This is a genomic window from Pseudothauera hydrothermalis (assembly GCF_003345255.1).
Classification (GTDB): Bacteria; Pseudomonadota; Gammaproteobacteria; order Burkholderiales; family Rhodocyclaceae; genus Pseudothauera; species Pseudothauera hydrothermalis.
This window is the reverse complement of record NZ_CP029331.1, coordinates 1-24,035: the sequence shown is the minus strand read 5'-3', so window position 1 is coordinate 24,035 and position 24,035 is coordinate 1. Positions and strand designations below refer to the sequence as shown.

Sequence of the window (24,035 nt, the reverse complement as noted above, 5' to 3'; positions counted from 1 at the left end):
TGGGCCATCTGCGGCGTTGCGCGGTGCTCGCTTCCTCGCCTATCTATTTGATATGTCTCGGTCGCTGCGCTCCGTGCGCCTTGCATCTGGCCATCCTCGCTACGTTTTTCAACGGCCTGTTAAAGCGCGTTAAACCCGAAACCTTGAAACCGACTCCTGTAACCCGGCGGCCAGGCGCTCGAGTTCCCGGGCGGCTTGTACGGTATCTTCTATGGCGCGGTTGTTTTCTTTGGCCATCGAGGCAATCGCCTCGATGCTGGAGGTGACTTGTTCGCTGGCGCGGCGCTGTTCGGCGGTGGCGCTGGCGATGCGATCGAGTCCTTCGCCCACTTCGGTGACCGAGGCATTGGCGGCGTCGAGTACGCCGGATACCACATCTGCGGCCTTGCGGCTGGATTCCAGATGGGCCATGCCGCGCTGGATGGATTGTTGCACCGACTGCGACTGACGGGTGATTTGCTGAGTGATTTCATCGATTTCGCTGGCTGAACGGGCGGATTTTTCCGCCAGCTTGCGCACTTCATCGGCCACCACCGCAAAACCGCGGCCCTGTTCTCCGGCGCGCGCGGCCTCGATGGCCGCATTGAGCGCCAGCAGATTGGTCTGTTCGGCGATCTCGCGCACTTCCTGGGTCATGGTGGTGATCGACTGGGTGGAGTCGACGAAAGCCGCCACCGAATCGGCCATATGGCGCACAGCTTCCTGGACCTGACTGACTTCAGCGATCAATTGTTCCAGACTGTTTTTGCCTTCGTGCGAGCGCGCCAGACTTTCGCGCGAGCGGCTGCGCACTTCTTCTGTGCTGGTGGCAATGTGGGTGATATTGCCTAGCATTTCTTCGACCGCGCTGGCCGCATTGACCGATTGATCGTTCTGCCGATGGGAGCTTTCCGCTACCCGCGCGGCACTTTGCGACAGACTGCGCGCCGACTGGGCGACCGCCTCGGCTGACTGGCTGACCTGCTTCACCAGGCCGCCGATGGTGCTCATCATCTGGTTGAAAGTGTTGGCGGTGTGACCGATCTCGTCCTGACCGCGCACGTCCAGTCTACGGGTCAGGTCGCCTTCGCCGCGGGCGATGTCCGACAGGCTGTCGGTCAGGTTGGACAACGGCCGGGTGACGAAAGAGCGCACAAAAAGCACGACGAAGCCAAGTAGCGGCACCGAGACCAATACCGCAAAAATGAAAATTTTGTTGCGGAAGCTTTCGACCGCGGCATTCACCTTGTCGAGCGAAATACGCATGCTCACCGCCCCGAGCACGGTGCCTTCGGGTACCTGGTGGCAAACCAGGCAGTCCTTGCCCAGGTAGTTGGCCGAGGCCCGCGCCGGCAGCACCACGCGCAAATGTTCGCCGTATTGCTCGTCGCGCTCTACCCGCATGACCGCCTCACCGCTTTCGAGCGCGGCGTTTTCGGCCGCATCGGTGGGGCGTTCGGCGGCATGACCCGGACCATACAGGCGGGCGGTGGCTTCGCCGCGCAGCACTTTGAGGTCGCGCACCGCGGAAAGCTCTTTGATCTGATCCAGGAAGACATCGCGCTGATCCACCGTGCCGGTGATCATCATGCCGGTCAAGCCCGCCATGGTCATCTCATTGACAGTCATGGCAAAGTCTTTTGCCTGCTCGATGGCCGTTTCTTTGTTCACCTGAGTCTCCCAGATGATCATCGTGGTCCAGGTCAGGACCAACATCAGCCAGATTGCGGCGGTCAAGCGAAACCAAATGGGCATGTCGGCAAGGCGACGCATGATTTACTCCTGTTGCCGGCCGAGCGATCAGCCGGTCTTCAATGCCAGTTTGCCATGATCTACGGCCGCGGCCGCAAATCCTTTAGACTGGTGTGGCCATGCGGTTCGGTGTTTGCATCGGTTAACGAATATTCAAAAACACTGATACACTAACCCGCCTGAACCATTTTGCATGACCGGGATCGTAGCTGCGCCGGGCAAGCGCGCCGGTTGTGCGCGATCCCGGACAGTTTTCCAACCACAAACACATCGAGAGGTCATCCATGAAAAAACGCCTCGCTGGCGCGGTGCTTGGCATCGCGACCCTGTCGATTGCCACCGTATCGTTTGCCCAAATGAAAACCGAAGACGCGATTAAGTTCCGTCAAGCCGGTTACGCCTTCATGAGTTGGAACATGGGCAAGATCAAGGCCCAGGTGGTCGATGGTGAAGTACCGTTCAACAAGGAGCAGATCGTTGCCGCTGCCAACGTCATCGCCGCGGTGGCCAATTCGGGCATGGGGGCGCTTTATCCTCCCGGCAGCGACAAAGGCAGTGGCTTTCATGAAACCAAGGTGAAACCGGAGTTTTTCCAAAACATGCAGGAAGTCGGCAAGCTGGCCGGCAATTTCAACGCCGCCGCCAATGAACTGGCCGCCGCCGCGGCCACCGGCGACCAGGGCGCGATCAAGGCGGCCTTCGGTAAGGTTGGCGAGACCTGCAAAGCCTGTCACGACCAGTTCCGCGCCAAATAAACCGTAACCGGCTCACACCAACATGGCCGCCCGAGGGCGGCCATTTGCTTTTACCTCCGCGCGATTTGCGGTCGCGCAAAGAAAGTCTTACCAACTGGGCAAGGTGGCCGGATCGGGCGGCGGGGGCGGGGGCGGCAGCAGTCCGCCGGCGGCCACCCAGGCGGCCACGACACCGATTGCCAGTGCGATCAGAAAGTTGAGCAGACCCCCGCGACGGGGGGGATCTTCGACCGTGTCGTCTACTTCTTTCCAGCCAGTCAGCATCGGGCGCACCAGGTTGTCCTTTTTCGCATGCGCATAAAACAGCACGGCCCCGACATGCAGCGCCACCAGTGCCAGCAACCACCACAGCATGCTGGCATGAATGCCGGTAATCCAGTCGCTGGTGGATTTATCGACCAGGGTGCGCAAAGGCCCTTCGAAAGCGATGTCGTCGTTGGCAAACAGTCCGCTTATGGCCTGGAAACCAAACAGCGCAAGCAAGGCCAGTACCGATAACGCACCGAGCGGATTGTGACCGATGCCATGCCATTGGCCGCGCAGGTAGGCCGCGATGGCGCCGGGTCCACGCACAAAACTGCCAAAACGTGCGGTGTGCGACCCGAGAAATCCCCAAGCCAGGCGGAAAGCGATCAGGCCCACCAGGATCACGCCCAAGCGCTGATGGTGAACCATCATGTTGCCGCCATTGAGCCCGGTCAAGATGGCCCCGGCCACCACCGCCACCATGGACCAGTGAAACAAGCGGGTGGGTAAATCCCAGACGCGGATACGTTTGCGATTCATCGATACGATCCTCTTGTGCGTTGCGATCAATGCCTGATGGATCAGCGCTGCGCGCTTCGGTTCCCGGCGCGTGCGGCCAGGAATTCTCCCAGGTAGCGTCCGGTGTGCGAGCCTTCGGCGGCGACAATGACTTCAGGCGGACCTTCAGCCACCACCCTACCGCCGCCATCGCCGCCTTCCGGACCCATGTCCACGATCCAGTCCGCCTCGGCGATCAGGTCCAGATCATGCTCGATCACCCAGACCGTATGCCCGGCATCGACCAGACGCTGCAACACCTGGATGAGCTTTTCGACATCGGCCATGTGTAGGCCCACGGTAGGCTCATCGAGCACGTATACGGTGTGCTTGTCGGCCGGCAACAGGCGAGCGCCGCTGTTGGCCGAACCGGCGCCACGGCCGCGCACTTTGGCCAGCTCGGCAACCAGTTTGATGCGCTGCGCCTCGCCACCGGAAAGCGTTGGACTGGGCTGACCCAGCGTCAGGTAGCCAAGACCCACATCCTGCAAAAGCTGTAGCGGATGGGCAATGGCCGGATGCGCGGCAAAAAACGCCACCGCCTCATCGACCGGCATCGCCAGCACGTCGGCCACGGTTTTGTCACGCCAGCGTACCGTCAGCGTCTCAGGGTTGAAACGTGCTCCGCCGCAGACTTCGCAGGGGGTTTTCACATCGGGCAGAAAATTCATCTCCACGGTGATCTGCCCTTGGCCTTCGCAGGCCGGGCAGCGCCCGGCGCCGGTGTTGAAGGAAAAGCGCGAGGCGTTCCAGCCACGGGTACGGGCGTCGAAGGTGTCGGCAAACAGTTTGCGGATAGCGTCCCAGAAGCCGATATAGGTAGCGGGGCAGGAACGCGGGGTTTTGCCGATGGGTGTTTGGTCCACTTCCAATACGCGTCCGACCTGCTGCCAGCCGACGAGGGCTCGGCAAGCGATTGGCGCCGGGTTTTCTTGTTCAGCGGTACGGCCTTTGCGCGGCCCCGCCGGGTCGGCACGACCCAGCAGGCGCACCAGGTTGGCATGCAAAATGTCGCGCATCAAGGTGGATTTACCCGAACCGGACACCCCGGTCACCACCACCAGACGGCCGAGCGGCAAACGCACGCTCACCTCCTGCAAATTATGAAGCCGCGCGCCGATCACTTCGATGGCTGGATGATCGGGCGTCACCGCGCGACGCGCGCCCATCGGATGAACTAGCGGCGCACGCAGATAACGTCCGGTGGCCGACTCGGGCTCAGCCATCAGCGCCGCCAGGCGGCCTTGGGCCACCACGCGGCCGCCACGCACGCCGGCGCCGGGTCCCAGGTCGATGACATGGTCGGCCCGGCGGATGGTGTCCTCGTCGTGCTCGACCACCAACAGGGTGTTGCCGGCATCGCGCAGCGCTTCGAGCGTGTCGAGCAACATTTGGTTGTCGCGCGGGTGTAAGCCAATGGTCGGTTCATCCAGGATGTAACACACCCCGCGCAGATTGGAACCGAGTTGGGCGGCCAGGCGGATGCGCTGCGCCTCGCCCCCGGAGAGCGTGGGCGCGGCGCGCTCCAGCGCCAGGTAGCCCAAACCGACCCGACGCAGAAAATCGAGCCGACTGCGGATCTCGGCGACCAGATCGCGAGCGATCTCGGCTTCGCGTCCGGTCAGTTGGAGCTTGGCAAAAAACGCTGCGGCCTGCTCCACCGATAATGCGACCAGCCGATGCAGACCGTAGTCGCGGAAACGCACCGCGCGTGCCACCGGATTGAGGCGCGCGCCGCCGCAACTTGGGCAGGGCTGGTCGGTGACCGCCTCCAGTTCGCCAAAATCCAGCGCCTCCGGATCATCCACCTTGGTACTGAGCTTCAGACCGGTGCCATAGCAGTCCGGGCACCAGCCATGTTTGGCGTGGTAGGAGAACAGGCGCGGGTCGGGTTCCGGGAAGCTGGTCCCGCAACACGGACAGGCCCGCAGCGTGGAGAAGGTCACCGGACGGGCGCCGACTTGACGCCGTTCCAGCACCTTCACCACCCCTTTGCCGTGCGCCAGGGCTTCAGCAAGCTGGGCGCGCAGCACAGCTTCCTGCGCCGGGCCGACTACCAGCATACCGAGCGGCAAATCGATGTCGTGTGCCTTGTAGCGGTCCAGGCGCGGCCACTTGTTGGTGGGTAGATCTTCGCCATCGACCCGCAGCAGGGTGTAGCCCTTGCCCTTGGCCCAGCGCGCCAGTTCGGTGTAGAGGCCCTTGCGGTTTACCACCAGCGGGGCGAGCAACTCCACCGCGCGGCTGTCGAAGTCGCGCAGAATCTGCGCGGCGATGGCCTCGAAGGTTTGCGGGGTGACCGGCACATGGCAGCTTGGACAGTACTGGGTGCCCAGCTTGGTGTAGAGCAGGCGCAGAAAGGGGTGAATCTCGGTCAGCGTGGCCACCGTGCTCTTGCGCCCCCCACGGCTGGTGCGCTGTTCGATGGCCACCGTGGGCGGGATGCCGAACAGGCCGTCCACATCCGGCCGGCGGGCGGGTTGAACGAACTGGCGGGCATAGGCGTTGAGCGACTCCAGGTAGCGGCGCTGACCTTCGCTGAAAACGATATCGAAAGCCAGCGTGGATTTGCCCGAACCGGATAAGCCGGTGACCACGGTGAACCGATCGCGCGGAATCTGCAAACTGATATTTTTAAGGTTGTGTTCGCGGGCGTGACGGATGTCGATCGCCGGCGCGGCCGCTGTACGGTATTGCGCCGGCACTTCGGCCACCGCGGCGCATGCACGGGCGCGGGTGTCGGCCAGCGCCCTTGAATAGTCACGCAAGGCCGCCGCGGTGTGTGAAGCGGGGTGCTGGCGTATGCACTCGGGTGTGCCTTCGGCAACGATCTGCCCGCCCCGGTCGCCGCCTTCGGGGCCGAGATCGATGATCCAGTCGGCCGCAGCGATCACATCCAGATTGTGTTCGATGACCACCAGCGAATGGCCGGCGGCCAGCAAGGTATCGAAGGCGCCGAGCAGGGTGGCGACATCCTCGAAATGCAAACCGGTGGTGGGCTCGTCGAACAGAAAAAGCAATCCAGGCCCATCCGCTTTACCGGAATTGCGCCCAATGCCCTTTTTCTGCGCGGCTTCGGCCAGATGACCGGCCAGTTTGAGGCGCTGTGCCTCGCCGCCGGACAAGGTCGGCACCGGCTGCCCCAAGCGCAGGTAATCGAGTCCCACCGCCACCAGCGGCGCGAGCGCGGTATGCACTTTGGGCTGGTCGGCAAAAAAATCCAGCGCTTCACGCACGGTCAGATCCAGCACATCGGCCACTGACTTACCCCGCCATTGCAGTTCCAGCACCTGTGGGCGGTAACGGCGGCCGTCACAATCCGGGCAGCGCAGCCAGACGTCGGAGAGAAACTGCATCTCCACATGCTCGAAGCCCGAGCCGGAGCAGGTCGGACAACGCCCGCTGCCGGCGTTGAAGCTGAAAGTGCCGGGGGAATAGCCGCGTGCTTTGGCCTCCGGCAGCGCGGCAAACAGGTTGCGGATCGGGTCCCAGGCGCCGACATAGCTCACCGGATTGGAGCGCGAGCTTTTACCGATGGGCGACTGGTCCACCATTACCACGCCGCCAAGATGCTGTACGCCCTCCAAAGCGTCAAACGCACCGGGTGTCTGGCTGCCTTCACCGAAATGCTTGGCAAGCGCCGGATAGAGGATGTCCTGAATCAGCGTGGATTTGCCCGAACCGGACACCCCGGTCAAACACACCAGGCGTTGCAACGGAAAGGCGACGTCGATCCCCGCCAGGTTGTGTTGACGCGCGCCGCGCAGGATCAGGCGCGGGGTGCGCTCATCCACCTGCCGGGGGGCACGACTATCCAGCCGTTTGTGGCCGGCCAGCCAGGGACCGGTGACCGAATTGGGGTTTGCAGCGATAGTCGCCGGGCTGCCGCGTGCGACGATGTTGCCGCCGCGCTCGCCGGGGCCGGGGCCGATTTCCAGCAGCTCGTCGGCCGCCAGCATGACCTGCGGATCATGCTCGACCACCACCAGGGTGTTGCCGGCATCGCGCAGCCGGGTCATCACCCCGAGAATACGGCCGATATCCCGCGGATGCAGGCCGATGGAGGGCTCATCCAGTACAAATAAAGTATTGACCAGCGAAGCGCCCAGCGCGGTGGTCAGATTGATGCGCTGCACCTCGCCGCCGGAGAGCGTGCGCGATTGGCGGTCCAAAGTAAGATAACCAAGACCGACCTCGGTCAAATACCGCAAACGGCTGCGGATTTCACCCAGCACCAGCGCGGTGGCCTCCGTGGCGCCGGTGCGCACCGCACGGTCCGATCCGGCGAAGGCCTCCATCGCTGCGCGCAGCCGGTCGATGGGCAAGGCAAACAACTCATGAATGGCCAAGCCCTTGCCGTCGTCCAGCGGCAGCCGCCACAACAAGGCTTCCGGTTTGAGGCGGGCGCCACGGCAGGTCGGGCATTCGGTGTAGCTGCGGTAGCGCGATAACAACACCCGGATGTGCATCTTGTAGGCCTTGCTTTCCAGCCAGTCGAAGAAATGGCGCACGCCATACCATCGATGCGGCCAGGAGGCATCCCAGCCCTTCCACGCGGGATCGCCTTCCAGCACCCATTGGCGATGTTCTTCGGGCAGATCGCGAAAGGGCACGTCCATGGCCACGCCGTACTTTTTGGCCATTTTCGCCATATCCTCTTGGCATTCGCGGAAACTGGGGCTTTGCCAAGGTTTTACCGCACCTTCAGCCAAGGTTTTGCTGTCATCGGGGATCACCAGCGCGTAATCGACCCCAATCACCCGCCCAAAGCCGCGGCAGGTTTCGCATGCGCCGATCGGCGAATTGAAAGAAAACAACCCGGGGGTGGGTTCGGTGTAGTGGATGTCGCAGTCGGCGCAATGCAAATCGGCCGAGTAACGCCATTGGGCTTCGCCCTCTGCACTCTGGGCATAGACCGTCAAGCGCCCTTGACCATGACGCAGCGCGGTTTCCAGTGCCTCGATCAGTCGGCTGGGTTCAGCCTGCGAGATGCGCAATCGATCTTGGACCACATAAAGGGTACTGCCCTGGCGAGCATGAATGCGGCTGTAGCCTTGCCGCTCGAGCAGAGCAAGTACCTCCGCCTCGGAATAGTTTTCCGGCACGGTGACCGGAAAACCAATCACCAGGCGCGGATCGCCGGCCGCTGCGGCACGCTCACACAAGCGCTCGGCAATGCTCTGCGGGGTGTCGCGCACCACGGGTGCGCCGCAACCGCGGCAGTACAAATGGGCGGCACGGGCATAGAGCAGTTTGAAGTGGTCGGCCAGCTCGGTCATGGTGCCCACTGTGGAGCGCGAAGTGCGCACCGGATTGCTCTGGTCGATGGCAATCGCCGGCGGCACACCCTCGATGCGTTCGACCTGCGGCTTGTCTTGGCGGTCGAGAAACTGGCGTGCGTACGGTGAAAAAGTTTCGACGTAGCGACGTTGACCTTCAGCGTAAAGCGTGTCGAACACCAGCGATGATTTCCCCGAACCCGATACCCCGGTGACCACCAGCAAGCGATTGAGCGGAATATCCAAATCGAGCCGGCGCAGATTGTTCTGAGTGGCGCCGCGAATGCGGATGCAAGCGGATTTTTTGAGCATCGAAAAGCGGTCGTTTGCGTTTTGGGGTTTTGTGATCCGGGCCGCGCGCGGCTTACTCGGTAAGCGGTTCCGCTACCGGGGCGGCCGATTGACGCACCGCCTTGACCGCCTCGCGCGCGGCATCGATGATGCGCCGGGCTGCTTCCTCAGTGGCCTGCTTGGCATCGCGGTCGCGCAAAACCCGGGCGGCTTCATCATCAGCCTTGTCAGTCGCTGGATCGGGCAGCGCATGAACTGGCGGCCGGTGCGGGGTTGCGGCGTGCTCGGTTGCAGTCGCTGCAGACGAAAGTTGGCGCTCGACCACTGGCGCTGGCGGCTGAGTATCGAGCGCAGCCGGTTTGACTGTCTGCTGTGCGGGCGGGTTGGGATCGGAACAGGCCGCGTGGCTGAGCGCGATGATCGCCACGAAGCTTGCCGTAAGGGGTTTCATGCTCACTCCTGGGCTGTGGGGTGTTCTTGCGTCTGCGGGTCGATCTCAAACTACAGACTTTGGTTCCATTTTCAAGCGCGGACATCCCTGATCGGCCCAAAAAACAAGGCCCGCTTACGCGGGCCTGCGCGGATGCAGCGTGAGGGTCATTTCACCCGGTTTTTATACTCGTCGGTACGGGTGTCGATTTCGATTTTATCGCCAATTTCGACGAAGGCCGGCACCATCAATTCGAAGCCAGTGGCAATCTTGGCCGGCTTGAGCACTTTGCCGGAGGTGTCGCCTTTGACCGCGGGTTCGGTGTAAGTGACTTCACGCACCACCGAGTTCGGCAATTCCACTGAAATTGCCTTGCCGTTGTAGAACACCACCTCGCACGGCATGCCATCTTCCAGATACTTGAGTGCGTCGGTCATGTTTTCCGCTTCGACTTCGTACTGCTCGTAGTCGGCGTCCATGAACACATACATCGGATCGGCAAAGTAGGAATAGGTCACTTCCTTGCGATCGAGCTGGACGACTTCGAACTTGTCGTCGGCCTTGTACACCGATTCGGACGGTGCGCCGGTGAGCAGGTTCTTCAGCTTCATCTTCACGACCGCAGCGTTGCGGCCGGATTTGTTGTATTCGGTCTTTTGAACTACAAGCGGGTCGTTGCCGACCATGATTACGTTGCCGGAGCGCAGTTCCTGTGCGGTTTTCATGCTGTTCCCTAGGGTCTCTGAGATCGGTGTGGCCGCAGCAACGGCCACTGCAAGGTATTAAAAACTCAACATTTTAAAGCTTCTTTAAGGTAGTTCGCCAGCGTATCGGCAAGGTCGGGGATCTCGGAGAGTGTCTTCGCCCATCTTCTGGCATGCGCGCTCAGTGCGGGCAACGCTTCGGCAAAGGCCGGCCAGCAATCCGCGGGACTGGCAGGGTTCCCCTTTTCAGTGCCGCCCATTCCGTTCCACGCCTGCCAAAACGCTTGTAGCGGCTGCGCGGCGATCGGCTCCAGTCCGGCACAGTAACGCCGCAAGAAGGCCTCGAGCTTGACATGATGGGCATTGTCGGCCTGCCGATAACTCTGCCAGACGAGAGGGCACGCCGCCCATTGAGCACGCACGAAGGAGTCTTCGCCGCGCACAAAGTTCAGGTCGCAGGACCATAGCAAGCGGTCATAGCCGTCCTGATCGGTGAAAGGAATCACCCGCAGATCCAGCGCACCGCGCACCACCCGGTCACCAACGGTAAGTTGGGGCAGTTCGAGCGCTGCGGCAAGGTCGCAGACGATGCGGCCTTCCGGCACCAGCAGACACATCGGCCGCGGCCCGGCGCACCAGACCGCCAAAAGTTCAGCTAGCTGCGCATGGTCATAGGCAAACAAGGAAACCACCAAAGCGTCTGCCGCGGGAGCACCGCCATGAACGCTCAAAAATTCCTTGCGCGCATCAGGGTTGGCTTGAAACGTTGCGCGCGCTTCGATCAATCCCGGCCCGCGCGGCAATCCACCGCTGGCAGCATCGAAACCCGGCACGCAAAAGTATTTGGTAAGCGGCAGACGCGGATGGGGCGAAGCCATGCCATGCACCCCAGCCACCCAGTCTTCGGCGGATAGATATTCCAGATTGATCCACACCGGTTTGGGTCGATGTTCTGCCATGGCGGCAAGATGGGCGGCTGGCAACTCGCAGGCAAACGCCTCGACCACCAATCTGGCCGGTTCCACCGGCGCAAACGCAGCCTCCCAGCGGCGTAACTCGACGCCCGCGACCTTGATTCCATCGGTCTCGTCGGCTGCTTGCGGACAAAGACGCGCCAACGTCGCCCAATCGTCCACCCACAGCCGCACCGCAAGGCCACGACTGGCGAGATCGCGGGCCAGACGCCAACAGACGCCGATATCCCCAAAGTTATCCACAACCTGGCAGAAAATTTCGCAATCGGGCGCGGCCAAAGCTGAGGGATGGATCATGAGGTAGACAAGTGCTCGAATATGATGGGGAACGCTTGTGAGTAACCGAGGCCAATTGGCAAAGCGTGAATTCGGTCTACATTCGCTCCACAACCGTCCAGTGGGGTTACCAACTGTTTATCAAATGACTAACGTCCGGGTATAACAAGTCGATCGAAGACTTATCCACAGAATTTGGACAACTATTTACATCTTTGTCTTTTATATAAGACTTCAAAATAGAAAGAAAACCGGCGCTCTCGCAAAACATCCTGCCATCGGCCTTGCAGCGTGCACCATGACTCAGCCTGGCGTGTAGCGGAAGTCACTTGCCTATGGCGAAACAAACGCCCCCAGCGCAGCAACATCAGCATTGGTCAGCCAACGCCATTGGCCGCGCGCCAAATCGGACGGTAAAGCAAAGCCGCCGATTTTGCTGCGGTGCAGTCGTTCGACATGGTTTCCAGCCGCTGCCACCATGCGTTTGATCTGATGGTATTTGCCCTCGGTCACGGTCAAGCGTAAGGTATTTTCGGCCACGCGCTCACACGCCACGGCATGGACGGGCGTCGGTTCGCCATTCAGGTGCACGCCGCTCAGCAAAGCCTGGATTTGCGCATCGGTCACCGCCTCGGCAGTGCTCGCTTCATAGACCTTTGGTACGTTTTTCTTGCCAGAGCTCCAGCGATGAATGAATTGGCCGTCATCCGAGAGCAGCAACAACCCGGCGGTATCCTGATCCAACCGGCCAACACATTGCACACCACGTGCCACCAGTGGCGCGGGTAACAAAGCAAACACGCTGGGATGACATTGCGGCCGATGAGAGCACTCATAGCCGGCAGGTTTATTCAGCACCAGATAAGCCTTGTCACGGTAAGACCATGTTTGTTCATCGACGGTGAAAACAAGCTCTTCGGTGGACAATTCAGCGAACGGATCGTCAATGATGCGGCCGGCAAGGCGTACCCGGCCGTTGCGGATCATGCTGCGACAGGCCTTGCGCGAGCCGAAACCTTGGGAATGGAGTATGCGTTCGAGTCTCATGGCAGGATTGTAGAACGCGTCTCATCGTTTCCATGATCACGGTACACTGTCGGCCGCAATACAATGGAGCGCGCATGAGGTTTGAGCATTTGGTTCAGGTCAATGATCTTACCGATCCGGCACAACCGCGGCTGAGCCGTGAGGAAGTCTGGTTTGGTCTGCTATGCCGGGCCGAGGATCCGCGGCCTTTTCTTCCGGGGCTGGAACGTTGCGTGATCCGCGAGCGCGGCGAAAGCACTTTGGTGCGCGAGCTGCACTTTGGCGGCGCAGTGGTCGAAGACCGGGTCAGCTACCAAGCCTTGCAGTGGATGCGCTTTGAATCCGCACCCACGGCCGAGCATGCCGGCGGCAGTCTGACCATCGGTATCGAAGAGCCGCAACCCGGTGAAATTTTTTTGCGTTTTCAGTACGCAACCACCTTGCCTGAAACGGCGCACGAGGATGCGCAGGTGGCGCAGATCGTACGTTCGGCCTATCACGAATCCGATCTGGATACCGTGCGGGTCATTCGTATGATTGCCGCCGCCGGCCGACTTCAGTAACCAAAACCTTGATTGCTATCCCCCGCTTGTTGTGGTGTACCGCACAGGCGTTTCGTTTGCCAGCACCAGCCAGAATCGATAAGTCAATCTATGTGGTTCAAGAATCTACAGATCTATCGCCTGCCGGCGCCGTGGAACATTGGCCTGGAAGCGCTCGATGCGCAACTTGCGCGCCGGCGCTTTTTACCTTGCGCCAGCCAGGAGCCGCAGTCGCGCGGCTGGGTGTCGCCGATTGGTAGTGAGCAGTTGGTGCACTCGGTTGGCGGCCAGTGGTTGATTGCGCTCGGCATCGAGCAGCGGCTGTTGCCGGCCTCCGTTGTGCGTCAGGTGGCCGAGGAGCGGGCAGAGGAGATTGCCGCGCAACAGGGCTACAAACCCGGCCGCAAGCAGATGAAAGCACTGCGGGAGGCGGTGCAGCAGGAGCTGATGCCGCGCGCCTTTACCCGGCGGCGTAAGATGTATGCGTGGATCGACCCGGTGGACGGCTGGCTGGGGGTGGATGCGCCCAGCCAGACCCGCGCTGAAGATTTGCTCGAAGTGTTGCGCCAAACGTTGGATGCGCTACCGTTGTCGTTGGTGCGTACCGAACGCGGTCCGGTGGCAGCGATGGCCGATTGGCTGGCCGGCGGCGAGGCGCCGGGCAACTTCACCATCGACCAGGATGCCGAGCTGCGCTCGGTGGTTGATGAAAAAGCCGCGGTGCGCTATGTGCGCCATGCGCTGGACGGCGAAGATGTGCGTGCGCACTTGGCCGCTGGCAAACTGCCTACCCGGCTGGCGCTGACTTTCGACGACCGGGTGAGCTTTGTGTTGACCGAAAAAACCGAGATCAAGCGGCTGCAATTTCTTGACGTGGTACGCGAGCAGCTCGACGACAAGGAAACCGACGCCCAGGCACTGTTCGATGCAGGCTTCGCGTTGATGACCGGGGAGTTGCGCCTGCTGCTGCCGGCTTTGGTCGAAGCGCTGGGCGGCGAATTGAAGGCCGCGCTGCCGCCAGCGTCGGCAATGCCGGCGATGGCCTATGATCCGCCATTCTGATGCGCAGCAAGATGCGCTAGCATCATGGAATGAGTACTCCGATGATCTTTCAATGGTGGTACTGGCTGCTTGCCGGTCTTGGGCTGGTGTTGCTGGAGCTGGCGATTCCGGCCTTCTACATCATCTGGTTTGGTTTGGGCGCCATACTGGTCGGCCTGGTTGTGCTGATCGGCCCGCAGCTCGACCTGGCAGTGCAGATCGGCTTGTGGGTAATGGCCTCGGTGGCAATGGCGCTGCTGTGGTTCAGGGTTTTCCGTCGCTCACAAAACAAAACGCTGGCCGGTACCTCAAGTGGCGAAGCCATTGGCGAGGTCGGGCTTTTGGTTGGGTCGGTGGCGCCTTTCCAACGTGGCCGGGTGCGTTTTCAGCGCCCCATCTTGGGCTCGGATGAATGGACGTGCTTGGCCGACACCGAGATTGCCGCAGGAGAACGGGTGAAAGTGCTCAGCGTGGAAGGCAGTCTGGTCAAAGTGGGCAAGGTCTGAGTCTTTGGGGAGTGTTCATGTCGGAAGGATTGTTCATCGCTATCGCCATTTTGGTATTCGTGCTGGTGACGATTGCCAAGGGAGTGCGTCTGGTGGCTCAGGGCGAGGAGTGGATCGTCGAGCGTCTGGGCAAGTATCACGCTACGCTGCGCCCCGGGCTGAACATCCTCATTCCTTATCTGGACAGGGTGGCTTACAAGTTGGTCACCAAGGACATCATTCTCGATGTCCAGGAGCAGGAGGTCATTACCCGGGACAACGCGGTGATCCTGACCAACGCCATTGCCTTCGTCAAAGTGACCGATCCGGTCAAGGCGGTCTATGGGGTCACCGACTTTTCCGAGGCCATCCGCAACCTGATCATGACCACGCTGCGCTCGATCGTTGGCGAAATGGAGCTGGACGAGGCATTGTCTTCGCGCGACAAAATCAAGGCGCGGCTACGTGAGAGCATTGCCGACGAAGCGGTGGACTGGGGGTTAACTGTGAAGTCGGTGGAAATTCAGGATATCAAGCCTTCTGAGTCGATGCAGCGCGCCATGGAAATGCAGGCGGCCGCCGAGCGCGAGCGTAAAGCCGCGGTGACCAAGGCCGAAGGCGAAAAACAGGCGGCCATTCTGGAAGCCGAAGCGCGCCTGGAAGCGGCCAAGCGCGACGCCAATGCGCAGGTCATGCTGGCCGAGGCTTCGGCCGAGTCCATCCGCCGGGTGACCGCCAGCATTGGCGAACAGACTACGCCGATGCTTTATCTGCTAGGAGAAAAATACATTGCCGCGCTGGAAAAACTCGGCGATTCCGAGAATTCGCGCATCGTGGTGCTGCCTGCCGACCTGCAGGAGACCCTGCGCGGGCTGATCGGCAAGTTGGGCGGTCGCGCCTGAACGGCCGCCATTGCGAGCAGGGGCTGTGTTTTTTGCCGGTCGGCGGAATTTTCAGCTCAGCACCTGGCCGTGTTCGCGGGTGGCGTGGAAACCCACCTTCGGCCATTTTTCCATGGTGACCTCCAGGTTGTAACGGCTGCTGGCCAGATACACCGGGTTGCCGTCCACATCCTTGCCCATCCGCATCGCTTGTTCTCGTTCGAAGTTGCGTCGAGTGAGTTCATCCGGGAAGGTCAGCCAGCGAGCGGTGTAAATGTCGGCCGGCTCGAAGATCGCATCGACCTTGTATTCGTCCTTCAAACGTTGGGCGACCACTTCGAATTGCAGCATGCCGACCGCGCCCAGCAGCATGTTGCCGCCTTCCAGCTCAAAAACCTGAATCGCACCTTCCTCGCCCAGTTCTTGCAGACCTTTTTGCAACTGTTTGGATTTCAGCGGATCGCGCAGGCGCGCCGCGCGGAATAGTTCCGGCGAGAAATAGGGAATGCCTTTGAAGCCGAGCACTTCGCCCTCGGTCAAAGTGTCGCCGATCTGCAATTGGCCATGATTGTGAATGCCGATGATGTCGCCGGCCACACCGTCATCCTTCAACACCCGCTCGTTGGCCATGAAGGTGAGTGCATTGGCAAGCTTGATGTCGCGGCCGGCGCGCACATGTCTGACCTTCATGCCGGATTGATAACGCCCGGAGCAAATGCGGAAAAACGCGATGCGGTCGCGGTGTTTGGGATCCATATTGGCCTGGATCTTGAACACGAAACCGGAAAACTTTTCTTCGGCCGGGTGTACCCAACGGCTGCCGGCATCCCGCGGCTGTGGCGGTGGCGCCCAATCGATCAAAGCCTGCAGGATTTCTTGGACGCCGAAGTTATTGATACCGGAACCGAAAAAAACCGGTGTCTGTTTGCCGGCGAGAAATTCATCCAACATGAACGGATTGGAGGCACCCTGGATCAGTGCCACATCCTCGCGCAATGGGCCGACTTCCATCGGAAACAGCGCGTCCAGTTGGGGATTGGTCAGTCCCTGGATGACTTCCGCCTCGGTGCGTCGTTCTTCACCCGGTGTAAAGCGCAGCACACGGTCTTCTAGCAAGTGGTACACCCCGCGGAAGGCCTTGCCCATACCCAGCGGCCAGGTTACCGGGGCGCACTGGATCTTTAACACATCCTCGATTTCGGCGAGCAGATCGAAAGGCTCGCGCACTTCGCGGTCGAGCTTATTGACGAAGGTGATGATGGGGGTGTCGCGCAAGCGGCAGACTTCAAGTAGTTTAATAGTCTGCGCTTCCACGCCCTTGGCGGCGTCGATGACCATGACCGCGGCATCTACTGCGGTGAGCACACGATAGGTGTCTTCCGAAAAATCCTCGTGGCCCGGCGTGTCGAGCAGGTTGATGGTGTGGTCCTGATAGTCGAACTGCATCACCGAGCTGGTCACCGAGATGCCGCGTTGTTTTTCCACCTCCATCCAGTCCGAGGTGGCATGGCGCGCGCTTTTGCGCGCTTTGACGGTGCCGGCGAGCTGGATTGCGCCGCCAAAGAGCAGCAGCTTTTCGGTCAGTGTGGTTTTACCGGCGTCGGGGTGGGAAATGATGGCAAACGTGCGACGACGGGCAACGTCACGCATCAGCTCGGGCGGGTAGGGGGAAGGCGTGTCGGTCATCGGTGTGCGGACGGCGAAAAAAGCGAAACCGCCGGCTCGCTGGCACAGACCAGCCGGGCAGGCGGCAAAGTGTTAGCAATTCTAGCAAAAAATCAGTCGATTAGCGCTTTGAATGGTACCCACTCGGTGGTTTTGCGGATGCGCGCGGCAGCCTAAAGCGCTCACAATAGACAACTTTGCGTACAGATGCCGGCCGCGACCGGATCACACTATGAAACTCAAGCCCCAGCATATCCAACCCGTGATCATGGCGACCATCATGTCGTTCTTGATGACCGCGGTGATTACTCTCATCAACCTTGGCCTGCGTCCGGATTTTCTGGCTTTGTGGGCACGGGCCTTTGCGATCGCCTGGCCGTTGGCAGTGATGGCAGCCTACATTGCCCTGCCGATTGCTGCACGCCTGACGCAGCGCATTCTGGCAGCACTGGCGCGATGAACGGCCGGTAGGCGAACGGATGAACGATTTTCTGCACATCCTGGCGTTTTCGTTCTCAGTCACCGGGCCGATTTTCGTCATCCTTGGCGCGGGCGTGCTGCTGCTACGCATCGGCATGCTGACCGACGCCTTCGTCGATAGCGGGTCGCGGTTGGTATTCAATATCGCCCTGCCGGCGCTGCTGTTTATCAGCATCAGTCAGACCCATATCGGTGAGACGGCCAATTTTGTGCTGGTGGGCTACGGTATGGCGGCTACCTGTGTGGTGTTCCTGTTGCTGGAATGGTTGGCCGCACGTTTTATTGAACCGGCACGCGACCGTGGTGTGGTGGTCCAAGGTGCGTTCCGCTCCAATATGGGCATCATCGGCCTGGCCTACTGTGTGAATGCTTATGGCGAAGCCGGGTTGGTCGCCGCCTCCCTGTACCTGGGTTTGGTCACCATTTTGTTCAATGTGTTGTCGGTCATTACCTTGCAGCGCTCATTGCAGCGTGGAGGAGGCGGTATTGGGCGCATGCTGCGCGGCATCGCCACCAATCCGCTGATCATCGGTATCCTGGCCGGGTTGCTGGTGTCGGTAAGTGGGCTGGAACTGCCGCAAATCGTGTTGAAATCCGGGCAATACTTCGCCGACCTGACCCTGCCGCTAGCCCTGCTATGTACCGGGGCTGCGCTCAATTTCCGCAGCTTGCGCGACCAGTTGTCGAGCACATTGTTTGCCGCGGTCGCCAAGCTGGTGGCGATTCCGCTGCTGTTCGTGGCAGGCGGCGTGGCGATCGGTTTGCACGGCATCGAGCTGGGCGTGCTGCTCTTGATGTCCTCGGCACCAACCGCCGCGGCCAGCTATGTGATGGTGCGCGCGATGGGCGGCAATGCACCGCTGGCGGCCAACATCGTCGCACTGACCACAGTCGGTTCATTGCTCACCACCAGTGCCGGTATTACCCTGTTACGCGTCCTGGGCATGATCTGAGTGCGGGTCTGGCGTAGGTTGAGGCTATTGTCGGACTGCGCGAGCTTGCAGGCGTGATCGGTAAACCGATCAGGAGAGGAATTTTTCGCTCCGCCGGCACTCACAATCGTACTTTTCATCGCGTCGATGACGCAGCCAAACAAGGATCGACATGCCATCCAATTATCGCCGCCCATTTGGCTACGGGCGTGTTTTTGTTTCTTCCGGTAAGCCGCTCAGCCTGTGGCAGAAAATCGTTGCGGCTGTGGTTACTGGCGCCGTGTTCGTGTTGGCGTTGATGTTTTCAGTGGTGTTGTTTGCGGTGTTGCTCACCGTGGGCGCGGTGTTTTGGGGCTGGTTCATGTGGAAGACCCGGGCATTGCGCAGTCAAATGTACGAAATGCGTAATCGAGCGCCACGACGCGCAGCACCGGGCGGCGGTGTGGTGATCGAAGGCGAGGTGATTCGCGAAGTACGCGAAGAGCAAGAGGTGCACAAGCCACGCTGAACCCCCGCGCGCGGCCCAATGGCCGGCGCCGCGTGTTCAGACGTCGATGTTTTGGGCGTACAGGGCGTTGTTTTCGATGAAGGCGCGACGCGGCTCGACATCGTCGCCCATGAGCGTGGTGAAGATCTCGTCGGCGGCGATGGCGTCATCGATCTGAACACGCAACAGGCGACGTACCGCCGGGTCCATGGTGGTCTCCCACAACTGCTCCGGGTTCATTTCGCCCAGGCCCTTGTAGCGCTGTTTGGTCAGGCCGCGTTCGACTTCACTGAGCAGCCAGCCGATGGCATCGGCAAAGCGGGTGACCGGCTGGCGCTTATCCCCGCGGCGGATTTCGGCACCGGGGCCGATCAGGCCGGCAATGGCCTCCGAGGCGTTGCGGATGCTGCGGTAGTCACTGGAGACCAGGAAGTCTTCCTCTATCCAGCCAAACTTGCGGTTACCGTGATGCAGGCGTTCGATGACCAGGCGCCAGGCTTCGGTCTCATCATGGAACTCGGCGCGGATGCCAATGCCATCGGGCAGATGGGTGCGGATCCGGGCGGCGGAGGCTTGTGCGGCAGCTTGGTCGGCCAGGCTGACTTCGATGTTGTGCGCCAGCATCACCTGCAGCACTTCCGGGTCGATCAGGCCGGACAACCGCCGGGTGACCGCTTCGGCGAGCAGGTAGCTGCGTGCCAAGCCGCCCAGGGCTTCATCGGCAATCGGTTCGGCGCCTTCGCGCGGCAGCAGCGCAGCGCCGTCGAGGGCAAGCTTGAGCAGGTGGTTATTGAGCTCGTGGTCGTCTTTGATGTAGAGCTCGGTTTTGCCGTGCTTGATCTTGTAGAGCGGCGGTTGGGCGATGTAGATGTGGCCGCGCTCGACCAGTTCGGGCATTTGGCGGTAGAAGAAGGTGAGCAGCAGGGTGCGGATATGCGCCCCATCGACGTCGGCGTCGGTCATGATGATGATGCGGTGGTAACGTAGCTTTTCGGGCTTGTAATCGTCTTTGCCGATGCCGGTGCCGAGCGCGGTGATCAGTGTGGCGATCTCCTGGCTTTGCAATAGCTTGTCGAAGCGGGCTTTTTCAACGTTGAGAATCTTGCCCTTGAGCGGCAGGATCGCTTGAAACTTGCGGTCGCGGCCCTGCTTGGCCGAGCCGCCGGCCGAGTCGCCCTCCACCAGGTAGAGTTCGCACAGCGCAGGGTCTTTTTCCTGACAGTCGGCAAGTTTGCCGGGCAGACCAATACCGTCGAGCACGCCTTTACGGCGGGTCATCTCGCGCGCCTTGCGGGCGGCATCACGGGCTCGCGCGGCTTCGACGATCTTGTTGCAAATGGTTTTGGCGTCGATCGGGTTTTCCAACAGAAAGTCGGTCAGTTTTCCGGCCACCACTTCTTCGACTGCCGGACGTGCTTCGGAAGACACCAGCTTCATCTTGGTCTGGCTGGCGAATTTGGGGTCGGGCATCTTCACCGAGAGCACGCAGGCCAGACCTTCGCGCATATCGTCGCCGGTGATGTCGACCTTGGCCTTTTTGGCGATCTCGTTCTCTTCAATGTATTTGTTGATCACCCGGGTCATGGCGGCGCGCAGACCGGTGAGGTGGGTGCCGCCGTCGGACTGAGGGATGTTGTTGGTAAAGCACAGCACCTGTTCCTGGTAGCTGTCGTTCCATTGCATGGCGACTTCAACCGTCAGTTCGGCCTCGTGACCTGCGCCGGTGGGAATGCGGGTGCTGCCTTCGGCGTAAAACACCGTCGGGTGGAGCACGGTTTTGGTGCGGTTGATGAATTCCACGAAGCCGCGCACGCCACCGGCAAAGGCAAAATCTTCTTCCTTGCCGGTGCGCTGATCGATCAGGCGGATTTTGACGCCGTTGTTGAGAAAGGAAAGTTCGCGCAGGCGTTTGGCGAGGATTTCGTAGTGAAATTCGACGGTGCCAAAGATTTCCTCATCGGCAAGGAAATGCAGTTCGGTGCCGCGCTTGGTGGTCTCACCGGTGACGCGCAAAGGGGAGACTTGTACGCCGTCGACCACTTCGATGACGCGATCGACCGGCACCCCACGACGGAATTCCATGAAATGTTTTTTGCCATCGCGACGGATGGTCAGGCGCAGCCACTTGGATAGGGCGTTGACGCAGGACACGCCCACACCGTGCAGACCGCCTGAGACTTTGTAACTGTTCTGGTTGAATTTGCCACCGGCATGCAGCACGCACATGACGATTTCCGCTGCCGAGCGCTTGGGCTCGTGCTTGTCGTCCATTTTGATGCCGACCGGAATGCCGCGGCCGTTGTCGGCCACCGAGATGGAGTTGTCGGCGTGAATGGTGACCACGATTTCATCGCAGTGGCCGGCCAAGGCTTCGTCAATGGCGTTGTCGACCACTTCGAACACCATGTGATGCAAACCGGTGCCGTCCGAGGTGTCACCAATGTACATACCCGGGCGCTTGCGTACGGCTTCGAGCCCTTCGAGTTGCTGAATGCTGGACTCGTCATAGACGTTGGCAGAGGTCGTGGGCGTGTTGTGCTGTTCGGACATGGTCTTTTTTGGGTTTTACCAGAGAACGAGTGCTGCGCGGAGGTGGTTCAGCAGTGGGCTCGCCTGCATTGCCTGGTGCAGGAAGACGGGCCGCGGCCTTGCGGCCCAGGTGGTTTTTAGCGCGCTCAAATGCGCATCGGCATCACCACGTACTTGAAATGCTCGTTGCCAGGCAGGGTGATCAGCGCGCTGGAGGTGCCATCGTTGAAGCGCCACTCCACTTTTTCGGATGACAGGTTGTTCATCACGTCGAGCAGATAGGTGACGTTAAAGCCAATGTCCAGCGGCAGGTCGTGGTAATCGATTTCCAATTCTTCGACTGCCTCTTCCTGTTCGGTGTTGGTCGACACGATCTTCAGGCTGCCGTCGCCGATGACCAAACGCACACCGCGGAACTTGTCGGAGGTGAGAATGGCCGCCCGCTGCAGCGCGGCCAACAGCGACACCCGCTCAAAGGTGATCATGCGCGGGTGGTTTTGCGGAATCACGCGCTCGTAGTCGGGGAACTTGCCGTCGATCAGCTTGGAGATCAGTTCGATGGCACCGAAGCGGAATACCACCTGATTGCCAGCGAGCTGGACTTCCAGCGGATCGTCGCTGTCGGCAAGCTGACGGGACAGTTCGAGCACGGTTTTGCGCGGCAAAATGGCTTCGGTACGTTGTTCGACCGGTTGTTCCAGTGTGCTGGCGGCATAGGCCAAACGGTGGCCGTCGGTGGCCACCATACGCAGCTCGCCGCCATCTGCGATCACCAGCAAGCCGTTGAGATAGTAGCGAATGTCCTGCTGCGCCATGGCGTAAGCCACCTGGGCGAGCTGGCGTTTGAAGGTACGCTGGCTGAGGGTCAGGCGCACGGTGTCGCCGTCGGCCAGGCTCATACGCGGATAGTCGGCCGCCGGCAGGGTCTGCAGCGCAAAGCGGCTTTTGCCGGCCTTTACGGTCAGACGCTTGTCGTCGAGCAGTATCGACACCATGGCCGAGTCCGGCAGGGCGCGCAGAATGTCCTGCAACTTGCGTGCTCCGACGGTAATGGCAGCATCCGTTCCGTCTTGGTGTCCGGCAGTGGTGGTGCGGATCTGAATTTCGATGTCGGTGGCCAGCAGGGTCAGGGTATCGCCCTGTTTTTCGATCAGCACGTTCGACAGAATCGGCAGGGTGTGGCGCTTTTCGACGATGCCGGCCACCGATTGCAGCGGGGCCAACAGGGCGTCGCGGGTGGTGTTGAGCAGGAGCATGGCGTCTTTTTGTAGAAAGGTTGATCGGAGGGCTTAACCGCGCAAAACCTGGGTCAGCACATGAACGTCATGATTGAGTTGCGCATCGCTCAAGCGCAGCTCGGCGATGGTGCGGTACGCATGAAGCACCGTAGTATGGTCGCGTCCGCCGAAAGCTTCGCCGATGGCCGGCAGCGACATCGGGGTGAGCTCCTTGGCCAACCACATCGCCACCTGACGCGGACGCGCGACCACCCGGGTGCGATTTTTCGAATGCATGTCGGCGACCTTGATCTTGTAGTAGTCGGCCACGGTTTTCTGGATGTGCTCGATGGTGAGTTGCCGGTTGTGGGCGTTGAGCAGATCTTTCAACGCTTCCTTGGCCACTTCCAGTGAGATAGCGCGCCCGTTGAAGCGCGCGAAGGCCACGACCTTGTTCAACGCACCCTCGAGCTCGCGCACATTGGAACGCAGATTTTTGGCGATCAGAAAGGCGACATCGTCGTCGACCGTAACACGCAGCGCCTCGGCCTTTTTCTTCAGGATGGCAACCCGCATCTCCAACTCGGGAGGCTCGATTTGCACCGTGAGGCCCCAGTCGAAGCGCGAGATCAGGCGGTCTTCGAGGCCTTGCACGTCCTTGGGATAGGTGTCACAAGTGATGACGATCTGTTTCTTGGCCTCGGTGAGCGCGTTGAAGGCGTGGAAGAACTCTTCCTGGGTGCGGTTCTTGCGGTTGAAGAACTGGATGTCGTCGATCAGCAAGAGGTCGAGTGAGCGATAGTAGCGCTTGAAGGCGTCGTGGCTGTTTTGCTGCAGCGCGCGCACCATGTCTGCGTAGTAATCCTCGGCATGCACATAGCGCACCATGGCGCGCGGATTGTGGCGCAGCACCGCGTTACCGATGGCGTGGATCAGGTGGGTCTTGCCCAGGCCCACGCCGCCATAGACGAACAGCGGGTTGTAGGAGGTGCCGGGGTTTTGCGCCACCTGCATCGCCGCTGCGCGGGCCAGATCGTTGGCGCGGCCGGTGACCAGGGTATCGAAGGTGAAGTCGGGATTCAGCCGGGTTCTTTCGTAAGCCAGGTCGGCGGCCGAGATGTCCGGTTCGGGTTCCGGCTGGGGACTGACCACTACGGGTGCCGCGGCAGCGGTGGCACCGACCGGGGTGGGCATGTTGGCGGCCGAGATCGATCCGGTTGCCGGTTTTGCCGAAACCGCCGGACGCGGGCTGCCGGCTGGCGGCAGGGTGAGTTCGATCGACGGGTCGCAACCGTAGAACTCGGCGGCCAGCTCGACGATGCGACGCAGGTAGCGTTCGCGCACCCATTGCAGCACGAAACGGTTGGGTGCCTGCAAAGCGATGCGGGGTTCGTCTGCGGTGTGCGTTTCTCGGGCCGAAAGTGCCTTGATCCAGGTGTTGTACTGCTGGGCGGGCAATTCCTGCTCGAGACGCGACAGGCAGAAGGACCAGAAGTCTTGGCTCAC

Annotated in this window: 19 protein-coding genes; 8 read left to right on the top strand and 11 right to left on the bottom strand. The window is 60.8% G+C overall.

All coding sequences use genetic code 11. The features are described from left to right. Positions 1-129: 129 nt before the first annotated feature. Positions 130-1,752, bottom strand: a complete 1,623-nt coding sequence (locus DIE29_RS00095) for a methyl-accepting chemotaxis protein (RefSeq protein WP_102040468.1) — start codon at positions 1,750-1,752, stop codon at positions 130-132. 263 nt (positions 1,753-2,015) lie between these two features. Between DIE29_RS00095 and DIE29_RS00090 the strand changes: the two genes are divergently transcribed. Beyond that, positions 2,016-2,486 carry a c-type cytochrome gene (locus DIE29_RS00090; RefSeq protein ID WP_102040467.1) on the top strand — a complete coding sequence of 157 codons (471 nt, stop codon included), beginning with the start codon at positions 2,016-2,018 and terminating at the stop codon, positions 2,484-2,486. An 87-nt stretch (positions 2,487-2,573) separates the two neighbouring features. Here DIE29_RS00090 and DIE29_RS00085 read toward each other — a convergent pair whose 3' ends face one another. The 6 genes from DIE29_RS00085 to DIE29_RS00060 all read right to left on the bottom strand — a co-directional run bounded on the left by DIE29_RS00085 (position 2,574) and on the right by DIE29_RS00060 (position 12,291). Further along, positions 2,574-3,272 carry a cytochrome b/b6 domain-containing protein gene (locus DIE29_RS00085; protein ID WP_114648861.1) on the bottom strand — a complete coding sequence of 233 codons (699 nt, stop codon included), beginning with the start codon at positions 3,270-3,272 and terminating at the stop codon, positions 2,574-2,576. Between the two features lie 41 nt (positions 3,273-3,313). After that, positions 3,314-8,881 carry an excinuclease ABC subunit UvrA gene (gene uvrA, locus DIE29_RS00080; protein WP_114648860.1) on the bottom strand — a complete coding sequence of 1,856 codons (5,568 nt, stop codon included), beginning with the start codon at positions 8,879-8,881 and terminating at the stop codon, positions 3,314-3,316. A gap of 52 nt (positions 8,882-8,933) precedes the next feature. Next, positions 8,934-9,311 (bottom strand): hypothetical protein, encoded by a 378-nt coding sequence (locus DIE29_RS00075; RefSeq protein WP_114648859.1) that lies wholly within the window; start codon positions 9,309-9,311, stop codon positions 8,934-8,936. Positions 9,312-9,457: 146 nt separating this feature from the next. Beyond that, a complete protein-coding gene (gene efp, locus DIE29_RS00070; protein WP_102040463.1) occupies positions 9,458-10,015 on the bottom strand; it encodes an elongation factor P in 558 nt (185 codons plus the stop codon). A 65-nt stretch (positions 10,016-10,080) separates the two neighbouring features. After that, positions 10,081-11,265, bottom strand: coding sequence for an elongation factor P maturation arginine rhamnosyltransferase EarP (earP, locus tag DIE29_RS00065; RefSeq protein ID WP_114648858.1), 1,185 nt, complete (start codon positions 11,263-11,265; stop codon positions 10,081-10,083). A 312-nt stretch (positions 11,266-11,577) separates the two neighbouring features. Further along, entirely contained in the window at positions 11,578-12,291 is a 714-nt protein-coding gene (locus tag DIE29_RS00060; protein WP_114648857.1) for a pseudouridine synthase, read from the bottom strand. A gap of 74 nt (positions 12,292-12,365) precedes the next feature. On the opposite strand from DIE29_RS00060, the gene DIE29_RS00055 reads away from it, so the two are divergent. The 4 genes from DIE29_RS00055 (at position 12,366) to DIE29_RS00040 (ending at position 15,240) form a co-directional block, all read left to right on the top strand. Then, on the top strand, positions 12,366-12,833 hold the full coding sequence (locus DIE29_RS00055) for an SRPBCC family protein (RefSeq protein WP_114648856.1): 468 nt from the start codon (positions 12,366-12,368) through the stop codon (positions 12,831-12,833). 90 nt (positions 12,834-12,923) lie between these two features. Next, positions 12,924-13,874: a recombination-associated protein RdgC gene (locus tag DIE29_RS00050; RefSeq protein WP_114648855.1), complete on the top strand. Its 951-nt coding sequence runs from the start codon at positions 12,924-12,926 to the stop codon at positions 13,872-13,874. Positions 13,875-13,915: 41 nt separating this feature from the next. Continuing rightward, entirely contained in the window at positions 13,916-14,359 is a 444-nt protein-coding gene (locus DIE29_RS00045) for an NfeD family protein (RefSeq protein ID WP_237269473.1), read from the top strand. A 17-nt stretch (positions 14,360-14,376) separates the two neighbouring features. Then, positions 14,377-15,240, top strand: a complete 864-nt coding sequence (locus DIE29_RS00040; protein ID WP_205409747.1) for an SPFH domain-containing protein — start codon at positions 14,377-14,379, stop codon at positions 15,238-15,240. Positions 15,241-15,291: 51 nt separating this feature from the next. Here the strand turns inward: DIE29_RS00040 and DIE29_RS00035 are convergent, their stop codons facing one another. After that, complete coding sequence (locus DIE29_RS00035) at positions 15,292-16,905, bottom strand: peptide chain release factor 3 (protein WP_108080929.1); 1,614 nt, start codon at positions 16,903-16,905, stop codon at positions 15,292-15,294. 211 nt (positions 16,906-17,116) lie between these two features. Here DIE29_RS00035 and DIE29_RS00030 point away from each other — a divergent pair, with 211 nt between their 5' ends. From DIE29_RS00030 to DIE29_RS00020, 3 genes are all read left to right on the top strand, one after another. Further along, positions 17,117-17,344, top strand: a complete 228-nt coding sequence (locus DIE29_RS00030) for a DUF2798 domain-containing protein (protein WP_108080928.1) — start codon at positions 17,117-17,119, stop codon at positions 17,342-17,344. Between the two features lie 19 nt (positions 17,345-17,363). Further along, positions 17,364-18,317 carry an AEC family transporter gene (locus DIE29_RS00025; protein WP_114648852.1) on the top strand — a complete coding sequence of 318 codons (954 nt, stop codon included), beginning with the start codon at positions 17,364-17,366 and terminating at the stop codon, positions 18,315-18,317. A gap of 151 nt (positions 18,318-18,468) precedes the next feature. Further along, entirely contained in the window at positions 18,469-18,804 is a 336-nt protein-coding gene (locus DIE29_RS00020; protein ID WP_108080926.1) for a hypothetical protein, read from the top strand. 36 nt (positions 18,805-18,840) lie between these two features. On the opposite strand, the gene gyrB is transcribed toward DIE29_RS00020, so the two are convergent. The 3 genes from gyrB to dnaA form a co-directional block, all read right to left on the bottom strand. Continuing rightward, a complete protein-coding gene (gene gyrB / locus DIE29_RS00015; protein WP_114648851.1) occupies positions 18,841-21,333 on the bottom strand; it encodes a DNA topoisomerase (ATP-hydrolyzing) subunit B in 2,493 nt (830 codons plus the stop codon). A gap of 125 nt (positions 21,334-21,458) precedes the next feature. Further along, complete coding sequence (gene dnaN, locus DIE29_RS00010; protein ID WP_114648850.1) at positions 21,459-22,568, bottom strand: DNA polymerase III subunit beta; 1,110 nt, start codon at positions 22,566-22,568, stop codon at positions 21,459-21,461. A 33-nt stretch (positions 22,569-22,601) separates the two neighbouring features. Further along, positions 22,602-24,035, bottom strand: coding sequence for a chromosomal replication initiator protein DnaA (dnaA, locus tag DIE29_RS00005; RefSeq protein WP_114648849.1), 1,434 nt, complete (start codon positions 24,033-24,035; stop codon positions 22,602-22,604).

Excerpts from the sequence above, each read along its gene's own strand:
- DIE29_RS00095 (WP_102040468.1), bottom strand. The coding sequence starts at position 1,752 with ATGCGTCGCCTTGCCGACATGCCCATTTGGTTTCGCTTGACCGCCGCA.
- DIE29_RS00090 (WP_102040467.1), top strand. The coding sequence starts at position 2,016 with ATGAAAAAACGCCTCGCTGGCGCGGTGCTTGGCATCGCGACCCTGTCG.
- DIE29_RS00085 (WP_114648861.1), bottom strand. The coding sequence starts at position 3,272 with ATGAATCGCAAACGTATCCGCGTCTGGGATTTACCCACCCGCTTGTTT.
- uvrA (WP_114648860.1), bottom strand. The coding sequence starts at position 8,881 with ATGCTCAAAAAATCCGCTTGCATCCGCATTCGCGGCGCCACTCAGAAC.
- DIE29_RS00075 (WP_114648859.1), bottom strand. The coding sequence starts at position 9,311 with ATGAAACCCCTTACGGCAAGCTTCGTGGCGATCATCGCGCTCAGCCAC.
- efp (WP_102040463.1), bottom strand. The coding sequence starts at position 10,015 with ATGAAAACCGCACAGGAACTGCGCTCCGGCAACGTAATCATGGTCGGC.
- earP (WP_114648858.1), bottom strand. The coding sequence starts at position 11,265 with ATGATCCATCCCTCAGCTTTGGCCGCGCCCGATTGCGAAATTTTCTGC.
- DIE29_RS00060 (WP_114648857.1), bottom strand. The coding sequence starts at position 12,291 with ATGAGACTCGAACGCATACTCCATTCCCAAGGTTTCGGCTCGCGCAAG.
- DIE29_RS00055 (WP_114648856.1), top strand. The coding sequence starts at position 12,366 with ATGAGGTTTGAGCATTTGGTTCAGGTCAATGATCTTACCGATCCGGCA.
- DIE29_RS00050 (WP_114648855.1), top strand. The coding sequence starts at position 12,924 with ATGTGGTTCAAGAATCTACAGATCTATCGCCTGCCGGCGCCGTGGAAC.
- DIE29_RS00045 (WP_237269473.1), top strand. The coding sequence starts at position 13,916 with ATGATCTTTCAATGGTGGTACTGGCTGCTTGCCGGTCTTGGGCTGGTG.
- DIE29_RS00040 (WP_205409747.1), top strand. The coding sequence starts at position 14,377 with ATGTCGGAAGGATTGTTCATCGCTATCGCCATTTTGGTATTCGTGCTG.
- DIE29_RS00035 (WP_108080929.1), bottom strand. The coding sequence starts at position 16,905 with ATGACCGACACGCCTTCCCCCTACCCGCCCGAGCTGATGCGTGACGTT.
- DIE29_RS00030 (WP_108080928.1), top strand. The coding sequence starts at position 17,117 with ATGAAACTCAAGCCCCAGCATATCCAACCCGTGATCATGGCGACCATC.
- DIE29_RS00025 (WP_114648852.1), top strand. The coding sequence starts at position 17,364 with ATGAACGATTTTCTGCACATCCTGGCGTTTTCGTTCTCAGTCACCGGG.
- DIE29_RS00020 (WP_108080926.1), top strand. The coding sequence starts at position 18,469 with ATGCCATCCAATTATCGCCGCCCATTTGGCTACGGGCGTGTTTTTGTT.
- gyrB (WP_114648851.1), bottom strand. The coding sequence starts at position 21,333 with ATGTCCGAACAGCACAACACGCCCACGACCTCTGCCAACGTCTATGAC.
- dnaN (WP_114648850.1), bottom strand. The coding sequence starts at position 22,568 with ATGCTCCTGCTCAACACCACCCGCGACGCCCTGTTGGCCCCGCTGCAA.